Origin of the sequence: Agromyces seonyuensis, from assembly GCF_009789225.1 — a bacterium.
GTDB classification, from domain to species: domain Bacteria; phylum Actinomycetota; class Actinomycetes; order Actinomycetales; family Microbacteriaceae; genus Agromyces; species Agromyces seonyuensis.
This window is the reverse complement of sequence record NZ_WSTA01000075.1, coordinates 1-20334: the sequence shown is the minus strand read 5'-3', so window position 1 is coordinate 20334 and position 20334 is coordinate 1. Positions and strand designations below refer to the sequence as shown.

Sequence of the window (20334 nt, the reverse complement as noted above, 5' to 3'; positions counted from 1 at the left end):
CGATCTGGCGCCGGAACGAGCGGCCGGTCGCGGTGCCATCCAGTTCGGCTTGCGTGTGCTTGCCGGTGACCCAGGTCACGAACTTCCGCAGCTGTTCCCGTCGCGTCACGTCCGGGCGCCGGCGCACACTCGAAGCTCCGCACGCCGGGCAGCGCCAGCGTTGCGTGCCCGATGGATGCCGGCCGTTCTTGACCAGGCCGGTGCCGCATACCATGCACGTCGTCGAGTTCGGCGTCGGGTCCACGATTAAGCATCACGGACCATAACCATCCCGCTACATCCGCGCGATCACGGGCCGAGAGCGGGACCCCATCCACTCTTTCTGGCCGATAGGCCTCGTTTCGGGCATCCGATCACGGTGCGGTGCGGTGCGGTGCAGTTCGCGCGCGATGCCGCCGGCGCTTCAGTAGGCCGGGTGGATGCCGAGGCCGCGGAGGCCGCGGAACGAGACCACGACGTCGTCGTGGTGCTCCATCGCCACGAGGAGTTCGGCGTCGCACTTGCGGCAGCGGGCGACGAACTCCCCGTCGTGCGCGATGACGTGCGCCTCTGCGAGCACGGCCTCGTCGCCGCAGTGCCGGCACCGCCCCTTGGCCGTCGTGGCGTCGAAGTCGAACAGCTCGCCGAGCATCCCCGCGAGCACGTTGCCGTCGAGCCGCTCGTCCATCAGGCGCCTCCGAACCGTTCCGTCTTGATGCGGTCGGGATCGTGGCCGATCGCGACGAGGTGGTCGGCGACCGTCTCGACGAACCCCGTGGGCCCGCACACGAAGATCGCGGGGGAGTCCGACACGGGCAGCGTCGTGCGTTCGAGGGCCGCGCGGTCCACGCGGCCGATCGGGAAGGGCCAGTCCTCCGGGCCGCGTCGTGTGTAGACGACGTCCAACGCGAAACGGTCGCCGGGCGTGGCATCCAGCGCCGAGAGTTCGGGGGCGAAGAGCACGTCCTCGGGAGTGCGTGCGGAGACGAGCATCCGGAACCGGCTCGTCGCGCCGGCCGCACGGTGCGCCCGCGCCATGGCGATGAGCGGGACGACGCCCGAGCCGCCGCCGATGAGCTGTACGGGCGACGGGTCATCCTCGTGCCAGACGAACCACCCGCCGAGCGGTCCGCGCACCTCGAGCTGATCGCCTGTCATCACGTCGTCGACGAGGTAGGGCGACACCTCGCCGTCGGGCACGCGGTCGACGCCGAGCTCGATCGACTCGCCGGGACCGGCCGAGGCGATCGAGTAGGAGCGCACGGCCTGATAGCCGTCCTCGGCCGTGAGCCGCAGGTCGAGGTGCTGGCCGGCGAGGTTGCCGGGCCAACCGGGCACGTCGAGCCGGATGCTCCGGGCCGAGTCCGTCAGTCGCATGGCCGCACCGACCGTCGCGAGCCGCCAGCTCACTGGCCCCAGTAGCGCTCTTCGCGCCAGGGGTCGCCGTGGGTGTGGTACCCGTTCTGCTCCCAGAATCCGGGGTCGTCCTCGGCCTGCATCGTCAGGCCGCGCACCCACTTCGCGCTCTTCCAGAAGTAGAGGTGCGGCACGAGGAGCCGGGCCGGCCCTCCGTGCTCGGGGTCGAGCGGTTCGCCGTCGAACTCGGTGACGACCCAGGCGCGGCCGTCGAGCAGGTCGTCGAGGGCGAGGTTCGTCGTGTAGCCGCCGTAGGAATGCGCCATCACCCACTCCTCGGACGTCTCGACGTCGGCGAAAAGCGTGTCGAGCGCGACGCCGCGCCACGACGTGCCGAGCTTCGACCATCGTGTGACGCAGTGGATGTCGGTGGAGACGTCCTCGAAGGGGAGCGCATGGAACTCGTCCCAGCTCCAGCGCAGCGTCTGACCCGATTCGGTGCGGATGGCGAACTGCCATTCCTCGGTCGGCACGTCCGGGGTCGGGCCGGCGGAGAGCACCGGGAAGTCCTCGGTGAGGTACTGGCCGGGCGGAAGGTCGGGCGCCTCTCGTCGAGCCCGCCCGCCGAACCCTCGTGAAATCACCGCCATCGCAGTCCCCTTCCGCCGAATTCGCGTCGATCGCCATGCTAGGGACGCCGAACGGGGTCGACAAGGCCGGCCGCGTGTCGGGTCCCGATTCGTCGGTCGCGTGTCCGTCGACGGCGGGGGCGGGCCGGGCGGGCGGCGCCGGCGAGCAGCGCAGGACCGCTTCGGCGGGGCGGCCTCCCCCGCGCGACTACGATTGAGTGGTTGTTCCCATGGAGACAGAGGAGATGGAACAGGTGACCGACGGCTTCGCGCTTTTCACCGATCGTTCCGTTGTCGCGATGCGCGTCAACGGCGAGCTCAAGGACCTCGCGACGACGGTGACCGAGACCGACACGGTCGAGCCGGTGACCATCGATTCGCCCGACGGGCTGAACATCCTGCGGCACTCCACGGCGCACGTGCTCGCGCAGGCCGTGCAGGCGGTCAATCCCGAGGCCAAGCTCGGCATCGGCCCGCCCGTCACCGACGGGTTCTACTACGACTTCGACGTCGAGACCCCCTTCACCCCCGAGGACCTCAAAGCCCTCGACAAGGAGATGTCGCGCATCGTCCGCGCCGGCCAGCGGTTCATCCGCCGGGTCGTCACCGACGACGAGGCGCGCGCCGAGCTCGCGGCCGAGCCGTACAAGCTCGAGCTCATCGGCCTGAAGGGCGGCGCGGCCGAGGGCGGCGCGGTGCCGGGCGACGCCGGCGAGAGCGTCGAGGTCGGCGCCGGCGAGCTGACGATCTACGACAACGTCGACCCGAAGTCCGGCGAGACGGTCTGGAAGGACCTCTGCCGCGGGCCGCACCTGCCGAACACCCGCATGATCGGCAACGGCTGGGCGCTCATGCGCGTCGCCGCCGCCTACTGGCGCGGCAGCGAGAAGAACCCGCAGCTCCAGCGCATCTACGGCACCGCGTGGCCGACGAAGGACGAGCTGCGCGCGTACCAGCACCGGCTCGAGGAGGCCGCCAAGCGCGACCACCGCAAGCTCGGCGCCGAGCTCGACCTCTTCTCGTTCCCGGACGAGATCGGCTCGGGCCTCGCGGTGTTCCACCCCAAGGGCGGCATCGTCCGCGCCGAGATCGAGAACTACCTGCGCGACCAGCTCGTCTCGCACGACTACGAGCTCGTCAACTCGCCCCACATCACCAAGGGATCGCTCTTCGAGACCTCCGGCCACCTGCAGTGGTACAAGGAGGGCATGTTCCCGGCGATGCACCTCGACGAGGAGATCGACGGCGAGGGCAACGTCACCAAGCAGGGCCAGGACTACTACCTGAAGCCCATGAACTGCCCGTTCCACAATCTGATCTTCCGTGCTCGCGGGCGTTCGTACCGTGAGCTGCCGCTGCGGCTCGCGGAGTTCGGCACGGTCTATCGATACGAGAAGTCGGGCACCCTCTCGGGCCTCACCCGCGTGCGCGGCCTGACGCAGGACGACGCCCACATCTACGTCACCGACGAGCAGGTCAAGGACGAGCTCAAGCGCCAGCTCGAGTTCGTCTTCGAGACCCTGCGCGGCTACGGCCTCGACGACTTCTACCTCGAGCTCTCGACGAAGGACCCCGACAAGTACGTGGGGTCGGACGAGCAGTGGGAGGTCGCGACCGAGACCCTCCGCGAGGTCGGCATGGAGTCCGGGCTCGACCTCGTGCCCGACCCGGGCGGCGCCGCGTTCTACGGCCCGAAGATCTCGGTGCAGGCGCGCGACGCCATCGGCCGCACCTGGCAGCTCTCGACGGTGCAGCTCGACTTCAACCAGCCCGAGCGCTTCGAGCTCGAGTACACCGCGAGCGACGGCACCAAGAAGCAGCCGATCATGATCCACCGCGCGCTGCTCGGTTCGATCGAGCGGTTCTTCGCGATCCTGCTCGAGCACTACGCGGGCGCGTTCCCGCTGTGGCTCGCGCCCGTGCAGGTCATCGGCATCCCGGTCGCCGACGAGTACGCGCCCTACCTCGGCGCGATCGTGGCGCAGCTGAAGGGTTCCGGTGTCCGCGCGCAGATCGACGGCAGCGACGACCGCATGCAGAAGAAGATCCGCAACGCGACGACGTCGAAGATCCCCGTGCAGCTCATCGCCGGCGAGACCGACCGCGCCGCCGAGACGGTCAGCTTCCGCTTCCGCGACGGCACCCAGGAGAACGGCGTGCCCGTCGCCGAGGCGATCGAGCGCATCCGCGCCGCGATCGCCGACCACCGCATGGTCGCGACGCAGGGAGACCTGTGACGTCGTCGTACGACGACGCGCTGTCGGGCGTCGCGGCGGAGTCGGGTGCCGACTTCGCCGCGGCGCCCGACGGCTTCCAGCGGCTCTGGACGCCGCATCGCATGGCCTACGTCGGTCAGGATGCCGGCGAACGCGCCGATGCCGGATGCCCGTTCTGCCGGGCGCCGCAGCTCTCCGACGAACAGGCGCTCATCGTGCACCGCGGCGAGCACGCCTACGCGCTGCTGAACCTCTATCCGTACAACACGGGCCACCTGCTCGTCTGCCCGTACCGCCACATCGCGGGCTACGACGAGGCGACGCCCGAGGAGGTCGCCGAGATCGGCGAGATCACGCAGACCGCCATGCGCGTCATCCGCGCGACGAGCGGCTGCGACGGCTTCAACATCGGCATGAACCAGGGCGGCATCGCCGGGGCCGGCATCGCCGCGCACCTGCACCAGCACCTCGTGCCGCGCTGGTCGGGGGATGCGAACTTCTTCCCGATCGTCGCCCAGACGAAGGCGCTGCCCCGCCTGCTCGGCGAAGTGCGGGCCGAGATCGCGAACGCCTGGCCCGGAGCCTGAACGACGAAGGATGCCCGCGCGACTCGCGCAGGCATCCTTCGTTTCGCCCTCGGGCGACGGGTCAGCGGACCTGCGCGACCTCGAACTGCATCCGCGGGTGGGCGTACGCCTCCTGCGACTCGACGAGCTGCAGCTCGCGCTGCCCCGACTCGTGGGTGTTCGTCAGCAGGTCGAAGACGCTCGACGCCGTGCGGGCGAGCGCGTCGGCCGCGTCGCCGCTCGCGCGGTAGTGGGCGGTGAATAGCGCCGCCGTGACATCCCCGGAGCCGTTCGCCTTCATCGGCAGCAGCGGGGTCGTGACGATCCAGGCGCCGCGGTCGTCGACGGCGAGCATCTCGATGGTGCCGGGCTCGCGGTCGGGGCGCTCGACGCTCGTGACGAGCACCGTGCTCGGGCCGGTGGCGCGGGCGAGGTCGACCGAGACGAGCGTCGACTCGAGGGAGTCGGGCTCGGTGCCGGTGAGGTAGCCGAGCTCGAACTGGTTCGGGGTGATGAGGTCGGCCGCCGGCACGACGCGGTCGCGCAGGAGGATCGGGATGGCCGGCGCGACGAAGCATCCGGATTTCGCGTTGCCCATGACGGGGTCGCACGAGTAGACGGCCGACGGGTTCACGGCCTTGATGCGCGCGACCGCGTCGAGGATGACGTCGCCGATGCCCTCGCTGCCCTGGTAGCCCGAGAGGATGACATCGATCTCGCCGAACGCGCCGCGCTCCTCGATGCCCGTGATGACGTCGGCGACGTCGGCGGGTGCGATGAGCGGGCCGCGCCACGCGCCGTAGCCGGTGTGGTTCGAGAAGTTGACCGTGTAGACCGGCAGCACCTCCACGCCGATGCGCTGGAGGGGGAACACGGCCGCGGAATTGCCGACGTGGCCGTAGGCGACGGCGGACTGGATCGAGAGGACCTTCACCGCTCGATCATCCCACTTCCGCGCGCGGCCTCCGTCGCGAGGGGGGTCTCGAGGCGGCCGCCCGCGGCGCGCACGGCCGCGGCGATGTCGGCGGCGAGCCGTTCGGCGTCCGCGTCGGCGAGGTCGTGCACGGTGAGCCGCAGGCGACGGGCCGCGGGGGCGTCGGCGAGCACGAACGCGTCGCCGGCGCGGGCGAGCCACCCGCGGCGCATGAGCTGCTCCGACACGTCGCGCGCGGGCACCGGGAGGGCGACCCAGAGGTTGAGGCCGTCGCCGTGCTCGGCCGGGACGCCGAGGGCGGTGAGCCGTGCGGCGAAGGCGCGGTTGCGTTCGGCGTAGTGCGCGCCGGCGGCCTCGATGCCGCGGGCGACCTCCTCGTCGGTCACGAGGGCCAGCACGAGGCGCTGCAGCAGGTGGCTCACCCAGGTCGTGCCGGGGGAGAGGCGCATCGCGAGGCGCTCGGCCGTGTCGGGATCGGAGGCCGTGACGGCGAGGCACATGTCCGGGCCGAGGAACTTCGAGACCGAGCGCACGAGCGCCCAGCGCCGGTGCTCGGGTCCGATGAGGGAGTGGAACGGGCGGCGGGAGAGCATCGAGAAGTGGTCGTCCTCGATGACGAGCACGTACGGATGCTCCTGGAGAACCCCGCGGAGTTCCGCGGCCCGACGAGCAGTGAGGCTCGCTCCGGTCGGGTTCTGGGCGCGTGGGGTGCAGACGAGCGCGCGCACGCCCTGCTCGAGTGCGGCGCGGAGGCCGGCGACGGTCATCCCCTCGTCGTCGACCGGCACCGGCACCGGCCGGTAGCCGCCGACCCGCACGGTGTGGATGCTCGTGAGGAAGCACGGGTCCTCGAGCGCGACGGCGTCGTCGCGGACGAGAGACTGGGCGAGGAGGCGCTCCACAGCGTCGGCCGCGCCGCTCGTGACCGTGAGCCGCACGTCGGCGGGCGCGAGGTCGCCGCGCATCCAGTCGCCGGCCCATCGCTCGAGCCCGGGGTCGATGACGGGCTCGCCGTAGAGCACCGGCCGGCCCGCGACACTCGCGAGGGCGATCGCGGGGTTCGGGATGCGGTCCGGATCGGGGTTGCCGGTCGCGACGTCGCGCAGCACGCTGTCGGTCGCGAAGCCCTCCTGCGCCACCGCCGCGTGGTCGGCGACGCTCGTGCCGCCGCGGCCGCGCGCGATCACGACGCCCGCCTGGGCGAGCTGCCGGTAGGCGGCGACCGCGGTGTTGCGGTTGACGCCGAGCGCGTCGGCGAGGGAGCGCACGGGCGGCAGCGGGTCGCCGGGGCGGAGGGCGCCGCGCTCGATGAGGGCGCGCACGTCGGCGGCGATGTCGGCGGCCGTCCGGCCGGTGATCTCGAGCGTCAGGTCGCGTTCCACGGTGATCCGATCCTTCGGTCGCGTCGGCAGGTCGGGGCCCATGCTACCGTTTGGCCTAGGTCAACCCCTGACCGTGTCTGCGCGAGGCTGCGCGCCCGCGACATCCAGTGGAAGGAACCCCCCGATGAGCACTGCCGAGACGGGCTCGAACCGCGTCAAGCGCGGCCTCGCCGAGATGCTGAAGGGCGGCGTCATCATGGACGTCGTCACGCCCGAGCAGGCCCGCATCGCCGAGGACGCCGGCGCCGTCGCCGTCATGGCGCTCGAGCGCGTGCCCGCCGACATCCGGTCTCAGGGCGGCGTCGCGCGCATGAGCGACCCCGACCTCATCGACGCCATCAAGGCCGAGGTCTCGATCCCCGTCATGGCGAAGGCCCGCATCGGCCACTTCGTCGAGGCGCAGGTGCTCGAGGCCCTCGACGTCGACTACATCGACGAGTCCGAGGTGCTCTCGCCCGCCGACTACGTCAACCACATCGACAAGTGGAAGTTCACGACCCCCTTCGTCTGCGGCGCCACGAACCTCGGCGAAGCCCTCCGTCGCATCAACGAGGGCGCGGCGATGATCCGCTCCAAGGGCGAGGCCGGCACCGGCGACGTCTCGGAGGCGACCAAGCACATCCGCAAGATCTCGAGCGAGATCAACGTGCTGCGCTCGATGACGAAGGACGAGCTCTACGTCGCCGCCAAGGAGCTGCAGGCGCCCTACGAGCTCGTCGCCGAGATCGCCGAGACGGGCAAGCTGCCCGTGGTGCTCTTCGTCGCCGGCGGCGTCGCCACCCCCGCCGACGCGGCCATGATGATGCAGCTCGGCGCCGACGGCGTCTTCGTCGGCTCGGGCATCTTCAAGTCCGGCAACCCGGCCGACCGTGCCGCCGCCATCGTCAAGGCGACGACGTTCTACGACGACGCCAAGATCGTCGCGGATGTCTCGCGCGGCCTCGGTGAGGCCATGGTCGGCATCAACGTCGCGGACCTCGCCGCCCCGCACCGCCTCGCCGAGCGCGGCTGGTGACCTCGCTCCACGCGGGCGCACCCGGTCAGGATGCCGGCGACGGCCCCGTCGTCGGCATCCTGGCCCTGCAGGGCGACTTCCGGGAGCACGCGCGCGTGCTCGACGGGCTCGGCGCCCGGGTGCGGCTCGTGCGGCGCCCCGAGGACCTCGACGGGATCGGCGGCATCGTGCTGCCCGGGGGCGAGTCCTCCGTCATGGACAAACTCGCGCGCACGTTCGGGCTCTTCGAGCCGCTCCGCGAGCGGCTGCGGGCCGGGTTGCCCGCCTACGGCACGTGCGCGGGCCTCATCCTGCTCGCCGACGAGATCGAGGACGGCATCGCCGGCCAGCAGACGTTCGGCGGCCTCGACGTCGTCGTCCGCCGCAACGCGTTCGGCGCGCAGAACCAGTCCTTCGAGACCGACCTCGACATCCCCGAGCTCGGCGAGACCCCCGTGCACGCGGTCTTCATCCGCGGCCCGGTCGTCGAATCCGTCGGGCCGGACGCACGCGTGCTCGCCGCGCTCGACGACGGACGCGTCGTCGCGGTCGAGCAGGGAAACCTGCTCGGCACGGCCTTCCACCCCGAGATCACGGGGGAGCACCGCTTCCACGAGTACTTCCTCGACACGGTGCGCGCGGCGGCCTGAGCCCCGCCGGCGTCGGGACGGCGGGAATTCGCGGCCGAACGGCCCCGGCTGCCTCGCGGCGGCGGGCCGTGCGGCGCACGATCGCAGGATGGACCGTCCGGCAGCGCCCGGCGCCGGGCGCCGGCGCCTCCTCGTCTTCTCCCTCGCCTGCCTCGTGCTGAGCTGGGGACCATGGACCGTCGTGGCCCTGCTCGGCACGTCGACGCGCGAGGGGGCGGGGTACGTCTGGTTCGCGATCGGCGCGTTCGGGCCCACGCTCGCCGCCCTCGTCGCGCTCTTCGCCGGACGACCGGCGCGGATGCGATTGCGCTCGCCGTGGGTCTGGTTCCCCGCGGCGTTCGTGGCCGGAGCCCTGCCGGCGATCATCGGCGTCCTCATCGCAGGCGGGGTGCTCTTCGGCGCTCGATCCGCGTACACGATCACGGTCAACGGCGGCTGGATCGGCTTCATCGCGATCTTCCTCATCGCCGGCCCGCTCTCGGAGGAGTTCGGCTGGCGCGGCTACCTCCAGCCCGTGCTCCGCGAGCGCTTCGGCGTCGCGGCGACGGCCGGCATCGTCGGTGCGGCCTGGGCGCTCTGGCACGTGCCGCTCTTCCTGCTGCCCGGCACCTGGCAGGCCGGCCTCGGGCTCTTCACCGACGCGGGCGTGCTCTTCCTGCTCGAGATGCCGCTCTGGTCCTTCGTGTACCTCTTCGTCGCGGAGCGGCTCGGCGGCGGCGTGATGGCGGCGATCCTCATCCACTTCGCGTCCAACGCGAGCGGGGCGCTCCTGCCGCCCGCATCCACCGCCGACTCGCTCGTCCGCTTCCTCGCCGTCGCCGGGTTGGCGCTCGTCTCGTGGCTCGGTTGGGGCGCGGTGCGGCGGGTGCCGCGCTCGACGGGCATCCGCGCGGTCGCCGAGCCGGCGGAGCGCCCCGCCTCAGGATGACTCGTGCAGTAGGTCCCGCGCCCAGGCGGCGAGCGGGACGGCATGGCGGGTCTGGAACGCCCGCAATGTCGGGATGCCCGGGGGCGCCGGTTGGAAGGAGCTCAGGAGCAGTCGGCCGGCCCACCCCGTGACCACGGCCCGGAGTGCGTCGCGCTCGACGGCGGCCGCGAGGGGCGATCGGGCGAACACCCGCTCCGCATCGAGGCCCTCCGGTGCGCCGTCGGCGACGACGGCCGGCGCGAAGAACGGCAGCTCCGTCCACCCGGCGCCGCGGCACGCGTGCGGCCAGTCGACGATGCGAACTCGGCCGGAGCGCTCGATGAGCACGTTGTCCGCGCGGAGGTCGAGATGGACGAGCGCGTCGCCGGCCACTGCGGACGGCGCGCACCGCTCGAGCTCGACGAGCTCGTCGAGGCGGCCCGACGCCCAGTCCGGCATGCGCTCGGCGTGCTCGCCCGACCGCACCCGTCGCCAGCCGTCGAACAGCCCGGCGACGGCCGCCTCGGCGCTCGGCATCCGCGGCGAGCCGGGGACGGCCGCGACGGCGGCCTGCGCGGCGAGGACGGCGTCGAGGTCGTCGAGGCTCCACGGCCCGGGCTGGCGACCGTCGATCGCCTCGAATGCGACGACCACCCAGTCCTCGGCCTCGAGCATCCAGTCGAGTTCGGGGGCGATCCCGTGCGGAAGGTCGCCGGCGAGCCGCGCTTCCGAGCGGTGCAGGCGGGCGGTCTCGGGGTTCGTCGCGCCGTCGCCCGCCTTCAGGAAGCGGCGCGTGCCGTCCTCGAAGACGACGAGCCCGGCGAATCCGACGCTGAAGCCGGCCGTGGCGAGCTCGGTGCGCGCGACGGGCGAGCCCGCGGTTCGCTCGACCGCGGCGCGGACGCCCGGCGGAAGCGCGCTCCAGGGGCGACGGTTCGTCGTCGCGGCGTCGGCGGTGACTGCGGCGTCGGCGTCGGCCGCGTTCGCGGCCGCGTCGGCCGTGCGATCCGGGTCGGGCATCGTGTCTCCGTGGGCGATGGGCGTGCCACGATCCTGCCGAGCCCGAAGGCACGGAGGCAAGGGCGGTTCGCGGTCGACGGCGAGGTCGGTCGGGCGGAGTAGCGTGCGGCGTATGACGGACTGGATCGCGCTGCTCCGCGGCGTCAACGTCGGCGGCATCACCGTGCGCTCGGCGGAGCTCGCCGAACTGTTCCGCGACCTCGGCTTCGAGGGCGTGCGCACGGTCCTCGCGAGCGGCAACGTCGCGTTCGCGAGCGACGACGCGGATGCCGGCGCGCTGAAGTCCCGTATCGAGGCGGCGCTGGGGGAGCGGTTCGGCTACGACGCCTGGATCGTGCTGCTCACGCGCGAGGCCCTCGCGGCCGCCGCAGACGGCTTCCCGTTCGACGCCGACGACCCCTCGCGCCAGCCTTACCTCGTGTTCGGCTCCGACGACGCCGTGCTCGACGAGCTGGCGGGCCTCGCGGCCGACCCGGAGTCGACCGGCGACCCCGTCGCGCCGGGCACGGGCGTCCTGTATTGGAGCCCTGTGAAGGGCACGACGATCACGAGCCCGTTCGGGGTGCTCCTCGGCAAGGCGAAGTACAAGCCGACCACGACGACCCGCAACCTCCGCACGGTCGCCAAGCTGCTCGGGTGAGGGCGGCGGCGCCATCTGCACGCCGATGGTCGTCCCCGGTTCGTACGGCGGCCCGATCTCGGTAGAATCGTCCGCATGTCAGGGCATTCCAAGTGGGCAACGACGAAGCACAAGAAGGCGGTCATCGACGGACGCCGCGCCAAGTCGTTCGCGAAGCTCATCAAGAACATCGAGGTCGCCGCGAAGATGGGCGGTGCCGACCTCTCGGGCAACCCGACGCTGTACGACGCCGTGCAGAAGGCCAAGAAGACCTCGGTGCCCAACGACAACATCGACCGCGCGATCAAGCGCGGTGCGGGCATCGGCGGCGAAGCCGTCGACTACCAGAGCATCACGTACGAGGCCTACGGCCCGGCGGGCGTCGCGCTGATGATCGAGGTCCTCACCGACAACAAGAACCGCGCCGCCGCCGAGGTGCGCACCGGCCTCAACCGCAACAACGGCACCCTCGCCGACCCGGGTTCGGTCGCCTACAACTTCTCCCGCAAGGGCGTCATCGTCGTCTCGGGCGAGGGAACGACCGAGGACGACGTCATGATGGCGGCGCTCGAGGCCGGCGCCGAGGAGATCGAGCCGCACGCGCAGGGCTTCGAGGTCATCACCGACGCGTCCGACCTCGTCAACGTGCGCAAGGCGCTGCAGGACGCCGGGCTCGACTACGAGTCGGCCGACGTCGAGTTCGTCCCGAACCTCAAGGTCGAGATCGACGCCGACACCGCGCGCAAGGTCTTCCGCCTCATCGACGCGCTGGAAGACAGCGACGACGTGCAGAGTGTGTTCGCGAACTTCGACCTCACCGCCGAGGTGCAGGCCGAACTCGAGGCCGACGACTAATCTCGCGACTGCGGGCGGCGAGCGCCGCCCGCAGCGCCGGCCCGGCCGGCATCCATTCGACGTTCTCGGGCGGGGGCAGGCATGCGCGTGATCGGCATCGACCCCGGCCTCACCCGGTGCGGCGTCGGCGTAGTGGACGTGCAGCCGAACCGCCGGGCGGTGCTCGTCGACGTGCTGACGCTGCGTTCGTCGAAGGACCTGCCCATCGAGCGGCGCCTCGCGCGCATCGCCGACGGGCTCGAGGCCGTGTTCGAGGAGCACCGGCCGAACGCGGTCGCGCTCGAGCGCGTCTTCGCGCGCAGCGATGTCTCGACGATCATGGGCACCGCCCAGATCTCGGGCGTCGCGATGCTCATCGCCGCGCGGCGCGAGCTGCCGGTCGCGCTGCACACGCCGAGCGAGGTGAAGGCCGCGATCACCGGCTACGGGCGTGCCGACAAGCCGCAGGTGGGCGCCATGGTCGCGCGCATCCTCGGGCTCGACGCCGTGCCGAAGCCCGCGGACGCCGCCGACGCGCTCGCGCTCGCGATCTGCCACGCGTGGCGCACGGGCGGCGTCGCCGCCGAAGCCGCCAGAGAGGCCCGGATGCCTCGGGCGACGCCCGCGGCCGGCGCGCCGACCCCGGCGCAGCAGGCGTGGCTCGCCGCCGAGCGCGCGGCGAAGTTGTCCGGGGCCGCACGTACAGTGGAACGGTGATCTCCTCCCTGCGCGGAACCGTCCTCGCGACCACCGGCGGCGTCGTCGTGATCGAGGCCGGCGGCGTCGGCTTCTCGGTCAATACGACTCCGGCACTCGCCCTCTCGACCCGGGTCGGCGAGGAGGCGCGGGTGCACACGTCGCTCATCGTGCGCGACGACGGCTTCACGCTCTACGGCTTCGCCGAGCAGGCCGAGCTCGAGGTGTTCCAGCTGCTCATCGGCGTCACCGGGGTCGGACCGAAGTCCGCTCTCGGCGTGCTCGCCGCGCTGAGCCCCGAGCAGGTCGCGCAGGCCGTCGCCGACGAGCAGGACGCGGCGTTCCGCAAGGTCAGCGGCATCGGTCCGAAGACCGCCAAGCTCATCACGCTGCAGCTCGCCGGCAAGCTCGCGGTCGTCCCGAGCTCCGCCGCGACCGGATCGCCGGTCGCCGCGGTCGCGGTCGACGACGTCGTGGTCGCCCTGATCGGCCTCGGCTGGCCCGAGCGCACCGCGCGACAAGCGGTCGAGGAACTCGTCGCCGACGACGAGTCCGCGCGCACGGCATCCGTCTCGATGCTGCTGCGGCTCGCGCTCGGCCGGCTCGGATCGGCGCAGTCCAGCGCGTCCCCGCTCGGCGGCCGCGCCTCATGAGCGATCCCGTCGCGCTCACCGACCCGCACTCGGCGGGGGATGCGGAACTCGCCTTCGAGGGAGCGCTCCGTCCGAAGACCCTCGACGAGTTCGTCGGGCAGCGCCGCGTGCGCGGACAGTTGCAGCTCCTGCTGCGCGCCGCCGAACTGCAGGACCGCACGCCCGACCACATCCTGCTCGCGGGCCCTCCCGGGCTCGGCAAGACGACGCTCGCGATGATCGTGGCCTACGAGGGCGGACGGCCGCTGCGCATGTCGAGCGGGCCGGCGATCCAGCACGCGGGCGACCTCGCGGCGATCCTCTCGTCGCTCGTGTCCGGCGAGGTGCTCTTCATCGACGAGATCCACCGCATGGCGCGCTCCGCCGAGGAAATGCTCTACCTCGCCATGGAGGACTTCCGCATCGACATCATGGTCGGCAAGGGCGCCGGCGCGACGTCGGTGCCGCTCGAGCTCGCGCCCTTCACGCTCGTCGGCGCGACGACCCGTGCCGGCCTGCTGCCGAACCCGTTGCGCGACCGGTTCGGCTTCACCGCCCACCTCGAGTTCTACGACGAGGCCGAGCTCGAGCTGGTGCTCGCCCGTGCGGCGCGGCTCCTCGGGCTCGACATCGACGGCGAGGCCGTGGCCGAGATCGCCGGGCGCTGCCGCGGCACCCCGCGCATCGCGAACCGGCTGCTGCGCCGCGTCCGCGACTATGCGCTCGTGCACGGCGCCCGTCCGGACGTCACGTCCGTCAAAGCGGCGCTCGAGCTCTACGACGTCGACCCGCTCGGGCTCGACCGGCTCGACCGGGCGGTCATGACCACGATGCTCGAGCGCTTCGGCGGCGGCCCCGTCGGCCTTTCGACCCTCGCCGTGTCCGTGGGCGAAGAGGCCGAGACCATCGAGGCCGTCGTCGAGCCGTTCCTCGTACGCATCGGGCTCATCACGCGCACGCCGCGCGGGCGGGTCGCCACCCCCGCGGCCTGGCGGCACTTCGGTCTCGCGGGACCGGGAGCCGAACCGTCTGCAGGCGGCGCCGTGCCATTGGTCGATGACCTATAATCCTGAAGAGACCGGGCGCCGCTGCCGGCGGTCCGCCTGATCCGAGCGTCCCCGCTCCCGCAAACCAACGCGTGCGCGCTCGCCGCGCGCACATCGGAAGGCCACCCCAGAAATGGATCCGTTCACTCTCATCATGCTCGCCGTCCTGGCGGTGCTCATCTTCTTCATGTTCCGCAACTCGAGGAAGCGCCAGCACGACGCGCGCGAGCTGCAGTCGAAGGTGCAGCCGGGCGCTGACGTGATGACGAACTTCGGCCTCTTCGGCACCGTCGTCTCCATCGACGACGAGGACAACAAGGTCGTCCTCGACCTCGGCGACGGCAACACCGCCACGGTCCACCGTCAGACCGTCGCCCGAGTGGTCGAGCCCACGGTCCCGGCGGCCGAGGAGACCGAGACCGTCGAGGCGATCGAGGGCCAGCCGGAGTTCGGCGAGCGCATCGAGTCCGCCGACGCCACGCCGGCCGCGGACGCCGACGAGGCGCCCAAGAAGAACGACTGAGACACATCCCCTCAAACCCGAGGTAGTCCGGCGTTCGCCGGCCTGCAGAGAAAGCAGTGTTCGTGGCTTCATCCAAGGGGTCTCGTCGACCCACGCCGGTCCGCAAGGCCTGGCGCTCGCTCACCTGGCTCGGCATCCTGATCGTCGCGCTCTTCGGCATCAACCTGGCCGGCGTCCTCACGGGCTCCGGAACGTGGACGCCCAAGCTCGCGCTCGACCTGCAGGGCGGCACGCAGATCATCCTCGAGCCGCAGCTCGAGAGCGGTCAGACCGTGTCGCAGGAGCAGCTCGACCAGGCCGTGTCGATCATCCGCCAGCGCGTCGACGCCTCAGGCGTCTCCGAGGCCGAGATCACCACGCAGGGCGGTCAGAACGTCGTCGTCGCCGTCCCCGGCACGATCGACGACGCGACGCGCCAGCGCATCGAATCCTCCGCGAAGCTCGAGCTGCGCCCGGTGCTGCTCGCCTCGGCGGCGACCGACGCGTCGGTCGACCCGAGCGCCTCGCCCGAGGCGACGGATGACGCGGCGGCGGAAGAGGAGCTCTCTTCGACGCCGACCGTGCAGCCGACCGACGGGTCCGACCCGAACTGGGTCACGCCCGCCCTCCAGGCCGAGTACGACGACTTCGACTGCTCGAGCGTCGACGAGGGCGACGCCAACGTCGCGCCGGCCGACGAACCCCTCGTCACGTGCGACGCCACGGGCACGGTGAAGTATCTGCTCGGCCCGGTCGAGGTCTCCGGCGAGACCATCAGCGACGCCTCCGCCGGCCTGGTCACGACGAGCACCGGCGCGACCACCGGCGAGTGGGCCGTCAATCTCGTCTTCGACGCCGAGGGCACCAAGCAGTTCGCCGAGGTCTCCGAGCGTCTCTACGGCCTCAGCGGCCAGACCCCGCGCGACCAATTCGCGTTCGTACTCGACGGCCGCGTGCTGTCGGCGCCGTCCATGAACGGCGTCATCACCGACGGCAAGCCGCAGATCACCGGTTCGTTCACGCAGGAGAGCTCGAAGGCGCTCGCCGACCAGCTGAAGTTCGGCGCACTGCCGATCAGCTTCACGGTGCAGTCCTCCGACACGATCTCCGCGACGCTCGGCACCGCGCAGCTCCAGGCCGGCCTCATCGCGGGCCTCATCGGCCTCATCCTGGTCGTGATCTACACGATCTTCCAGTACCGCGCACTGGCGTCGGTCACGATCGCCTCGCTCATCATCGCCGGCGTCATCACGTACCTGACGATCACGATCCTCTCGTGGACGGAGGGGCTGCGACTCTCGCTCGCGGGCGTCGCGGGTCTGATCGTCGCCATCGGCTTCACCGCCGACTCGTTCATCGTGTACTTCGAACGAGTCCGCGACGAACTGCGCGACGGCAAGGCCCTCGTCGGCGCCGTCGAGACCGGGTGGAAGCGCGCGTTCCGCACGATCCTCGCGTCGAAGGGCGTCAACCTCCTCGCCGCCGTCGTGCTGTTCATCCTCGCCGTCGGCAGCGTCAAGGGCTTCGCCTTCACGCTCGGTGTGACGACGGTCATCGACGTCATCGTCGTGATCCTCTTCACCCACCCGATGCTGCAACTGCTCGCGCAGACGAGGTTCTTCTCGAGCGGCCACTCCTGGTCGGGCCTCGACCCGAACGCCCTCGGCGCGGTCTACCGCGGTCGCGCGCAGTTCCGCACGAGCACGACCGCCGTCTCCGCCAAGCAGGTCTCCGCCGCCTCCGGCGAAGCCAAGCGCCGTCAGACCATCGCCGAGCGCAAGGCGGCCGAAGCCGCCGCCGCCACGGCCACGAAGGAAGAGAAGGAATCCTGATGGCCAGCCGCCTCACGACCTTCGGCAACGACCTCTACACGGGCAAGCGCTCGTTCGACTTCGTCGGCGGCCGCAAGAAGTGGTTCGCGATCGCGAGCATCCTGATCATCCTCTCGATCCTGATGCCCTTCGTCCGCGGGCTGAACCTCGGCATCGAGTTCCGCGGCGGTTCGCAGTTCACGATCACCGGCCTCGAGAACGCCGAGTCCTCGACGGCCACCGACGCCGTCGCCTCGGTCGACCCGGGGCTCGTCGCCCATGTCGTCATCGTCGGCGACGGCACGGGCGTCCGAGTCCAGACCGAGCAGCTCGAGAGCGACGAGTCGCAGGAGGTGCAGGTCGCCCTCGCCGACGCCTTCGGCGTCGATCCGAGCGAGGTGAACGGGTCCTACATCGGCGCGAGCTGGGGCGCGGACGTCACCGGCCAGGCACTCATCGGCCTCATCGCGTTCGTCCTGCTGGCGCTCATCATCATGGCGCTCTACTTCCGAACGTGGAAGATGTCGGCCGCGGCGATCGTCGCGCTGCTCGGCGACCTCGTCATCACGATCGGCGTCTACGCCGCCGTCGGGTTCGAGGTCACCCCGGCCGCCGTCATCGGCGTGCTGACGATCCTCAGCTATTCGCTCTACGACACGGTCGTGGTCTTCGACAAGATCCGCGAGAACACGGAGCAGGACGGCAAGGAATCCCGGCGCACGTTCGGCGAGTCGGTGAACCTCGCGGTCAACCAGACGCTCGTGCGATCGATCAACACCTCGGTGGTGGCCGCGCTCCCCGTCGCATCGATCCTCTTCATCGGCGCCTACGCGTTCGGTGCCGATACGCTCCGCGACATCTCGCTCGCACTGCTCGTCGGCATCATCGTGGGCACGTGGTCCACGGTGTTCGTCGCGGCTCCGCTCTACGTGCAGTTCCGCGAGGGCGAGCCGGCGATCAAGCGCCACGACGACAAGGTGCGCAAGGATCGGGAGATCGCGGCATCCAAGGTCGAGGCCGAGGCGATCGCCGAGTGACGTTCGCCATCGGCGCACGCCGAGCCTCCGTCCAGCGGAACCCGCGATAATCGGGTGAGGAGGTGGTGCCGGTGAGCGCTGATTCGAGTGCGACGTCGACCGCCTCGCTGCGCCGGCTCGTCCCGAGGATCTTCTCGAGGGCGCAGCCGGCCGGCGCGGTCGACACCCTGCTGCGAACGGTGCGCCTGCACCACCCGAAAGCCGACATCCCGCTGCTGGAACGGGCCTACGCCGTCGCCGAGCGCGCCCACTCCGGGCAGAAGCGCAAGAGCGGCGAGCCGTACATCACGCACCCGATCGCGGTCGCGCAGATCCTCGCCGACCTCGGCATCGGGTCGAAGGCGATCGCGGCGGCGCTCCTGCACGACACGGTCGAAGACACCGAGTACACGCTCGATCAGCTGCGCGCCGACTTCGGCGACGAGATCACGATGCTCGTCGACGGCGTCACGAAACTCGACAAGGTCAAGTACGGCGACTCGACCCAGGCGGAGACCGTCCGCAAGATGATCGTCGCGATGTCCAAGGACATCCGAGTGCTCGTCATCAAGCTCGCCGATCGGCTGCACAACGCCCGCACGTGGGGCTTCGTTCCCGCCGCTTCCGCGGCGCGGAAGGCGACCGAGACGCTCGAGATCTATGCGCCGCTCGCGCACCGGCTCGGCATCCAGGCCATCAAGCTCGAACTCGAGGACCTCAGCTTCGCGGTGCTCTACCCGAAGCTCTACGCCGAGATCGAGAGCCTCGTCAAGCAGCGCACGCCCCAGCGCGAGCAGTTCGTGCAGGAGGTCATCGACCTCGTGGGCGACGACCTGAAGGCAGCCCGCATCCGCGGCAAGGTCATGGGTCGACCGAAGCAGTACTACTCGATCTATCAGAAGATGATCGTGCGCGGCCGCGAGTTCGACGAGATCTACGACCTCGTGGGCATCCGCGTGCTCGTCAACAGCGTGCGCGACTGCTACGCCGTGCTCGGCTCGATCCACGCTCGATGGACGCCGCTGCCCGGTCGCTTCAAGGACTACATCGCGACGCCGAAGTTCAACCTCTACCAGTCGTTGCACACGACGGTGATCGGGCCGAAGGGCCGTGCCGTCGAGATCCAGATCCGCACCCACGACATGCACCAGCGCGCCGAGTTCGGCGTCGCGGCGCACTGGAAGTACAAGGAGCGGATGGCCGCGGCCGGCAAGACCGAGTCCGCCGAGGCGCCGGGCGATGCCGACATGGCGTGGCTCGCGCACATCTCCGACTGGCAGGCCGAGACGACCGACCCCGGCGAGTTCCTCGATTCGCTCCGGTTCGAGATCGGTGCGAAGGAGGTCTACGTCTTCACGCCGAAGGGTCGGGTCATCGGACTGCCCTCCGGCGCGACGCCGGTCGACTTCGCGTACGCCGTGCACACCGAGGTCGGCCACCGCACGATGGGCGCCAAGGTCAACGGCCGTCTGGTGCCGCTCGAGAGCGAACTCACGAGCGGCGACGTCGTCGAGGTCTTCACCTCGAAGAACCCCGACTCCGGTCCGAGCCAGGACTGGCTGAACTTCGTCAAGAGCCCGCGCGCTCGCTCCAAGATCCGGCAGTGGTTCACGAAGGAGCGCCGCGACGAGGCCATCGAGCAGGGCCGCGACGCCATCGCCCGCGCCATGCGCAAGCAGAATCTGCCGCTCCAGAAGCTGATGAGCCAGGAGTCGTTCGCGGAGGTCGCGGCGATGCTGCGTTACGAGGACGTCTCGGCGCTCTACGCCGCTGTCGGCGAAGGGCACGTCTCCACCCAGTCGGTGATCGAGAAGGTCGTCGCGCTCGTCAGCGGGGAGGGCGAGGAGGAGCCGGACGTCCTGGTGCCGACGCGCACGCGGATGCCGGTGCCGCCGCGTTCGACCGACTCGGGCGTGCTCGTCCGCGGCGCCGAGGACATCCTCGTGAAGCTCGCGCGCTGCTGCACCCCGGTGCCGGGCGACGACATCATCGGTTTCGTCACGCGCGGGTCCGGCGTCTCCGTGCACCAGAAGACATGCCACAACGTGCAGGCGCTCATGCGCGAACCCGAGCGGCTCATCGACGTCGAGTGGGCGCCGAGCTCGAAGAGCGTGTTCCTCGTGCAGATCCAGATCGAAGCCCTCGACCGGGCCGGGCTGCTTTCGGACGTGACGCGCGTGCTCTCGGAGCACCACGTCAATATCCTCTCGGCGAACGTGTCGACGGGCACCGATCGGCTCGCGCTCAGCCGCTTCGTCTTCGAGATGGGCGACACGACGCACCTCGATCGCGTGCTGAACGCGGTGCGCCGCATCGACGCCGTCTACGACGTCTACCGCGTCAGCGACGGCTGAGCCGAGGGCATCGGTCGGGCCGACCGCGCCGCGTCGAACGGACGTCGGATCAGCCCGCGAGGGACGGATCTGCCGGGGTGCGTCGGGGCACCGGGAGCACCCGTGTGCCGAGGCGGGCGCCGAGCTCGCCCCGCCAGGCGCGGCCGGCCGCGAGGTGGCGCAGCGCTGCGGCGAGGCGGCCGCGGGCGAGC

General features: G+C 71.0%; 21 protein-coding genes. 14 read left to right on the top strand and 7 right to left on the bottom strand.

Translation table 11 applies throughout. The features are described from left to right. From GB864_RS19065 to GB864_RS14350, 4 genes are all read right to left on the bottom strand, one after another. The coding region (locus GB864_RS19065) for a transposase-like zinc-binding domain-containing protein (RefSeq protein WP_419672792.1) at positions 1-214 on the bottom strand (214 nt) is incomplete at its 3' end. A gap of 189 nt (positions 215-403) precedes the next feature. Then, on the bottom strand, positions 404-667 hold the full coding sequence (locus GB864_RS14360; protein ID WP_160426242.1) for a DUF6510 family protein: 264 nt from the start codon (positions 665-667) through the stop codon (positions 404-406). Continuing rightward, positions 667-1389 carry a ferredoxin reductase gene (locus tag GB864_RS14355; protein ID WP_336604019.1) on the bottom strand — a complete coding sequence of 241 codons (723 nt, stop codon included), beginning with the start codon at positions 1387-1389 and terminating at the stop codon, positions 667-669. The genes GB864_RS14360 and GB864_RS14355 overlap by 1 nt, the downstream gene beginning before the upstream one ends. Beyond that, entirely contained in the window at positions 1386-1985 is a 600-nt protein-coding gene (locus tag GB864_RS14350; RefSeq protein ID WP_160426240.1) for a sulfite oxidase-like oxidoreductase, read from the bottom strand. Before GB864_RS14350 ends, GB864_RS14355 begins: the two co-directional genes overlap by 4 nt. 224 nt (positions 1986-2209) lie before the next feature. Here GB864_RS14350 and thrS point away from each other — a divergent pair, with 224 nt between their 5' ends. Together thrS and GB864_RS14340 are read left to right on the top strand one after the other, a co-directional pair. After that, on the top strand, positions 2210-4201 hold the full coding sequence (thrS, locus tag GB864_RS14345; RefSeq protein ID WP_236779133.1) for a threonine--tRNA ligase: 1992 nt from the start codon (positions 2210-2212) through the stop codon (positions 4199-4201). A 20-nt stretch (positions 4202-4221) separates the two neighbouring features. Further along, a complete protein-coding gene (locus GB864_RS14340; protein WP_236779136.1) occupies positions 4222-4767 on the top strand; it encodes an HIT family protein in 546 nt (181 codons plus the stop codon). 61 nt (positions 4768-4828) lie between these two features. Here the strand turns inward: GB864_RS14340 and pdxY are convergent, their stop codons facing one another. Both pdxY and GB864_RS14330 read right to left on the bottom strand, forming a co-directional pair. Further along, positions 4829-5680: a pyridoxal kinase PdxY gene (pdxY, locus tag GB864_RS14335; RefSeq protein WP_160426237.1), complete on the bottom strand. Its 852-nt coding sequence runs from the start codon at positions 5678-5680 to the stop codon at positions 4829-4831. Next, positions 5677-7050, bottom strand: coding sequence for an aminotransferase class I/II-fold pyridoxal phosphate-dependent enzyme (locus GB864_RS14330; RefSeq protein WP_236779135.1), 1374 nt, complete (start codon positions 7048-7050; stop codon positions 5677-5679). The genes pdxY and GB864_RS14330 overlap by 4 nt, the downstream gene beginning before the upstream one ends. Positions 7051-7186: 136 nt before the next feature. Between GB864_RS14330 and pdxS the strand changes: the two genes are divergently transcribed. From pdxS to GB864_RS14315, 3 genes are all read left to right on the top strand, one after another. Continuing rightward, complete coding sequence (pdxS, locus tag GB864_RS14325; protein WP_160426233.1) at positions 7187-8077, top strand: pyridoxal 5'-phosphate synthase lyase subunit PdxS; 891 nt, start codon at positions 7187-7189, stop codon at positions 8075-8077. Next, a complete protein-coding gene (gene pdxT / locus GB864_RS14320; protein WP_160426231.1) occupies positions 8074-8706 on the top strand; it encodes a pyridoxal 5'-phosphate synthase glutaminase subunit PdxT in 633 nt (210 codons plus the stop codon). Before pdxS ends, pdxT begins: the two co-directional genes overlap by 4 nt. Before the next feature lie 88 nt (positions 8707-8794). After that, positions 8795-9634 carry a CPBP family intramembrane glutamic endopeptidase gene (locus GB864_RS14315; protein ID WP_160426230.1) on the top strand — a complete coding sequence of 280 codons (840 nt, stop codon included), beginning with the start codon at positions 8795-8797 and terminating at the stop codon, positions 9632-9634. Here the strand turns inward: GB864_RS14315 and GB864_RS14310 are convergent. Next, positions 9626-10633: an aminoglycoside phosphotransferase family protein gene (locus GB864_RS14310; RefSeq protein ID WP_160426228.1), complete on the bottom strand. Its 1008-nt coding sequence runs from the start codon at positions 10631-10633 to the stop codon at positions 9626-9628. The two genes, GB864_RS14315 and GB864_RS14310, sit on opposite strands and share 9 nt — an antisense overlap. A 112-nt stretch (positions 10634-10745) precedes the next feature. Between GB864_RS14310 and GB864_RS14305 the strand changes: the two genes are divergently transcribed. The 9 genes from GB864_RS14305 (at position 10746) to GB864_RS14265 (ending at position 20143) form a co-directional block, all read left to right on the top strand. Then, positions 10746-11273: a DUF1697 domain-containing protein gene (locus GB864_RS14305; protein WP_160426226.1), complete on the top strand. Its 528-nt coding sequence runs from the start codon at positions 10746-10748 to the stop codon at positions 11271-11273. 75 nt (positions 11274-11348) lie between these two features. Further along, the gene (locus GB864_RS14300; RefSeq protein ID WP_160426224.1) at positions 11349-12107 is read left to right on the top strand and encodes a YebC/PmpR family DNA-binding transcriptional regulator; all 759 of its coding nucleotides are present in this window, start codon (positions 11349-11351) and stop codon (positions 12105-12107) included. Positions 12108-12188: 81 nt separating this feature from the next. Continuing rightward, positions 12189-12803 carry a crossover junction endodeoxyribonuclease RuvC gene (ruvC, locus tag GB864_RS14295; RefSeq protein ID WP_160426222.1) on the top strand — a complete coding sequence of 205 codons (615 nt, stop codon included), beginning with the start codon at positions 12189-12191 and terminating at the stop codon, positions 12801-12803. After that, a complete protein-coding gene (ruvA, locus tag GB864_RS14290) occupies positions 12800-13435 on the top strand; it encodes a Holliday junction branch migration protein RuvA (protein WP_160426220.1) in 636 nt (211 codons plus the stop codon). Before ruvC ends, ruvA begins: the two co-directional genes overlap by 4 nt. Then, complete coding sequence (ruvB, locus tag GB864_RS14285) at positions 13432-14481, top strand: Holliday junction branch migration DNA helicase RuvB (protein WP_160426217.1); 1050 nt, start codon at positions 13432-13434, stop codon at positions 14479-14481. The genes ruvA and ruvB overlap by 4 nt, the downstream gene beginning before the upstream one ends. 112 nt (positions 14482-14593) lie before the next feature. Then, on the top strand, positions 14594-14983 hold the full coding sequence (gene yajC / locus GB864_RS14280; RefSeq protein WP_160426215.1) for a preprotein translocase subunit YajC: 390 nt from the start codon (positions 14594-14596) through the stop codon (positions 14981-14983). Between the two features lie 62 nt (positions 14984-15045). Beyond that, positions 15046-16794, top strand: a complete 1749-nt coding sequence (gene secD / locus GB864_RS14275) for a protein translocase subunit SecD (protein WP_160426213.1) — start codon at positions 15046-15048, stop codon at positions 16792-16794. Continuing rightward, positions 16794-17810 carry a protein translocase subunit SecF gene (gene secF / locus GB864_RS14270; protein WP_160426211.1) on the top strand — a complete coding sequence of 339 codons (1017 nt, stop codon included), beginning with the start codon at positions 16794-16796 and terminating at the stop codon, positions 17808-17810. The genes secD and secF overlap by 1 nt, the downstream gene beginning before the upstream one ends. Positions 17811-17881: 71 nt before the next feature. Next, a complete protein-coding gene (locus GB864_RS14265; RefSeq protein ID WP_160426209.1) occupies positions 17882-20143 on the top strand; it encodes a RelA/SpoT family protein in 2262 nt (753 codons plus the stop codon). The last annotated feature ends 191 nt before the right edge of the window (positions 20144-20334 follow it).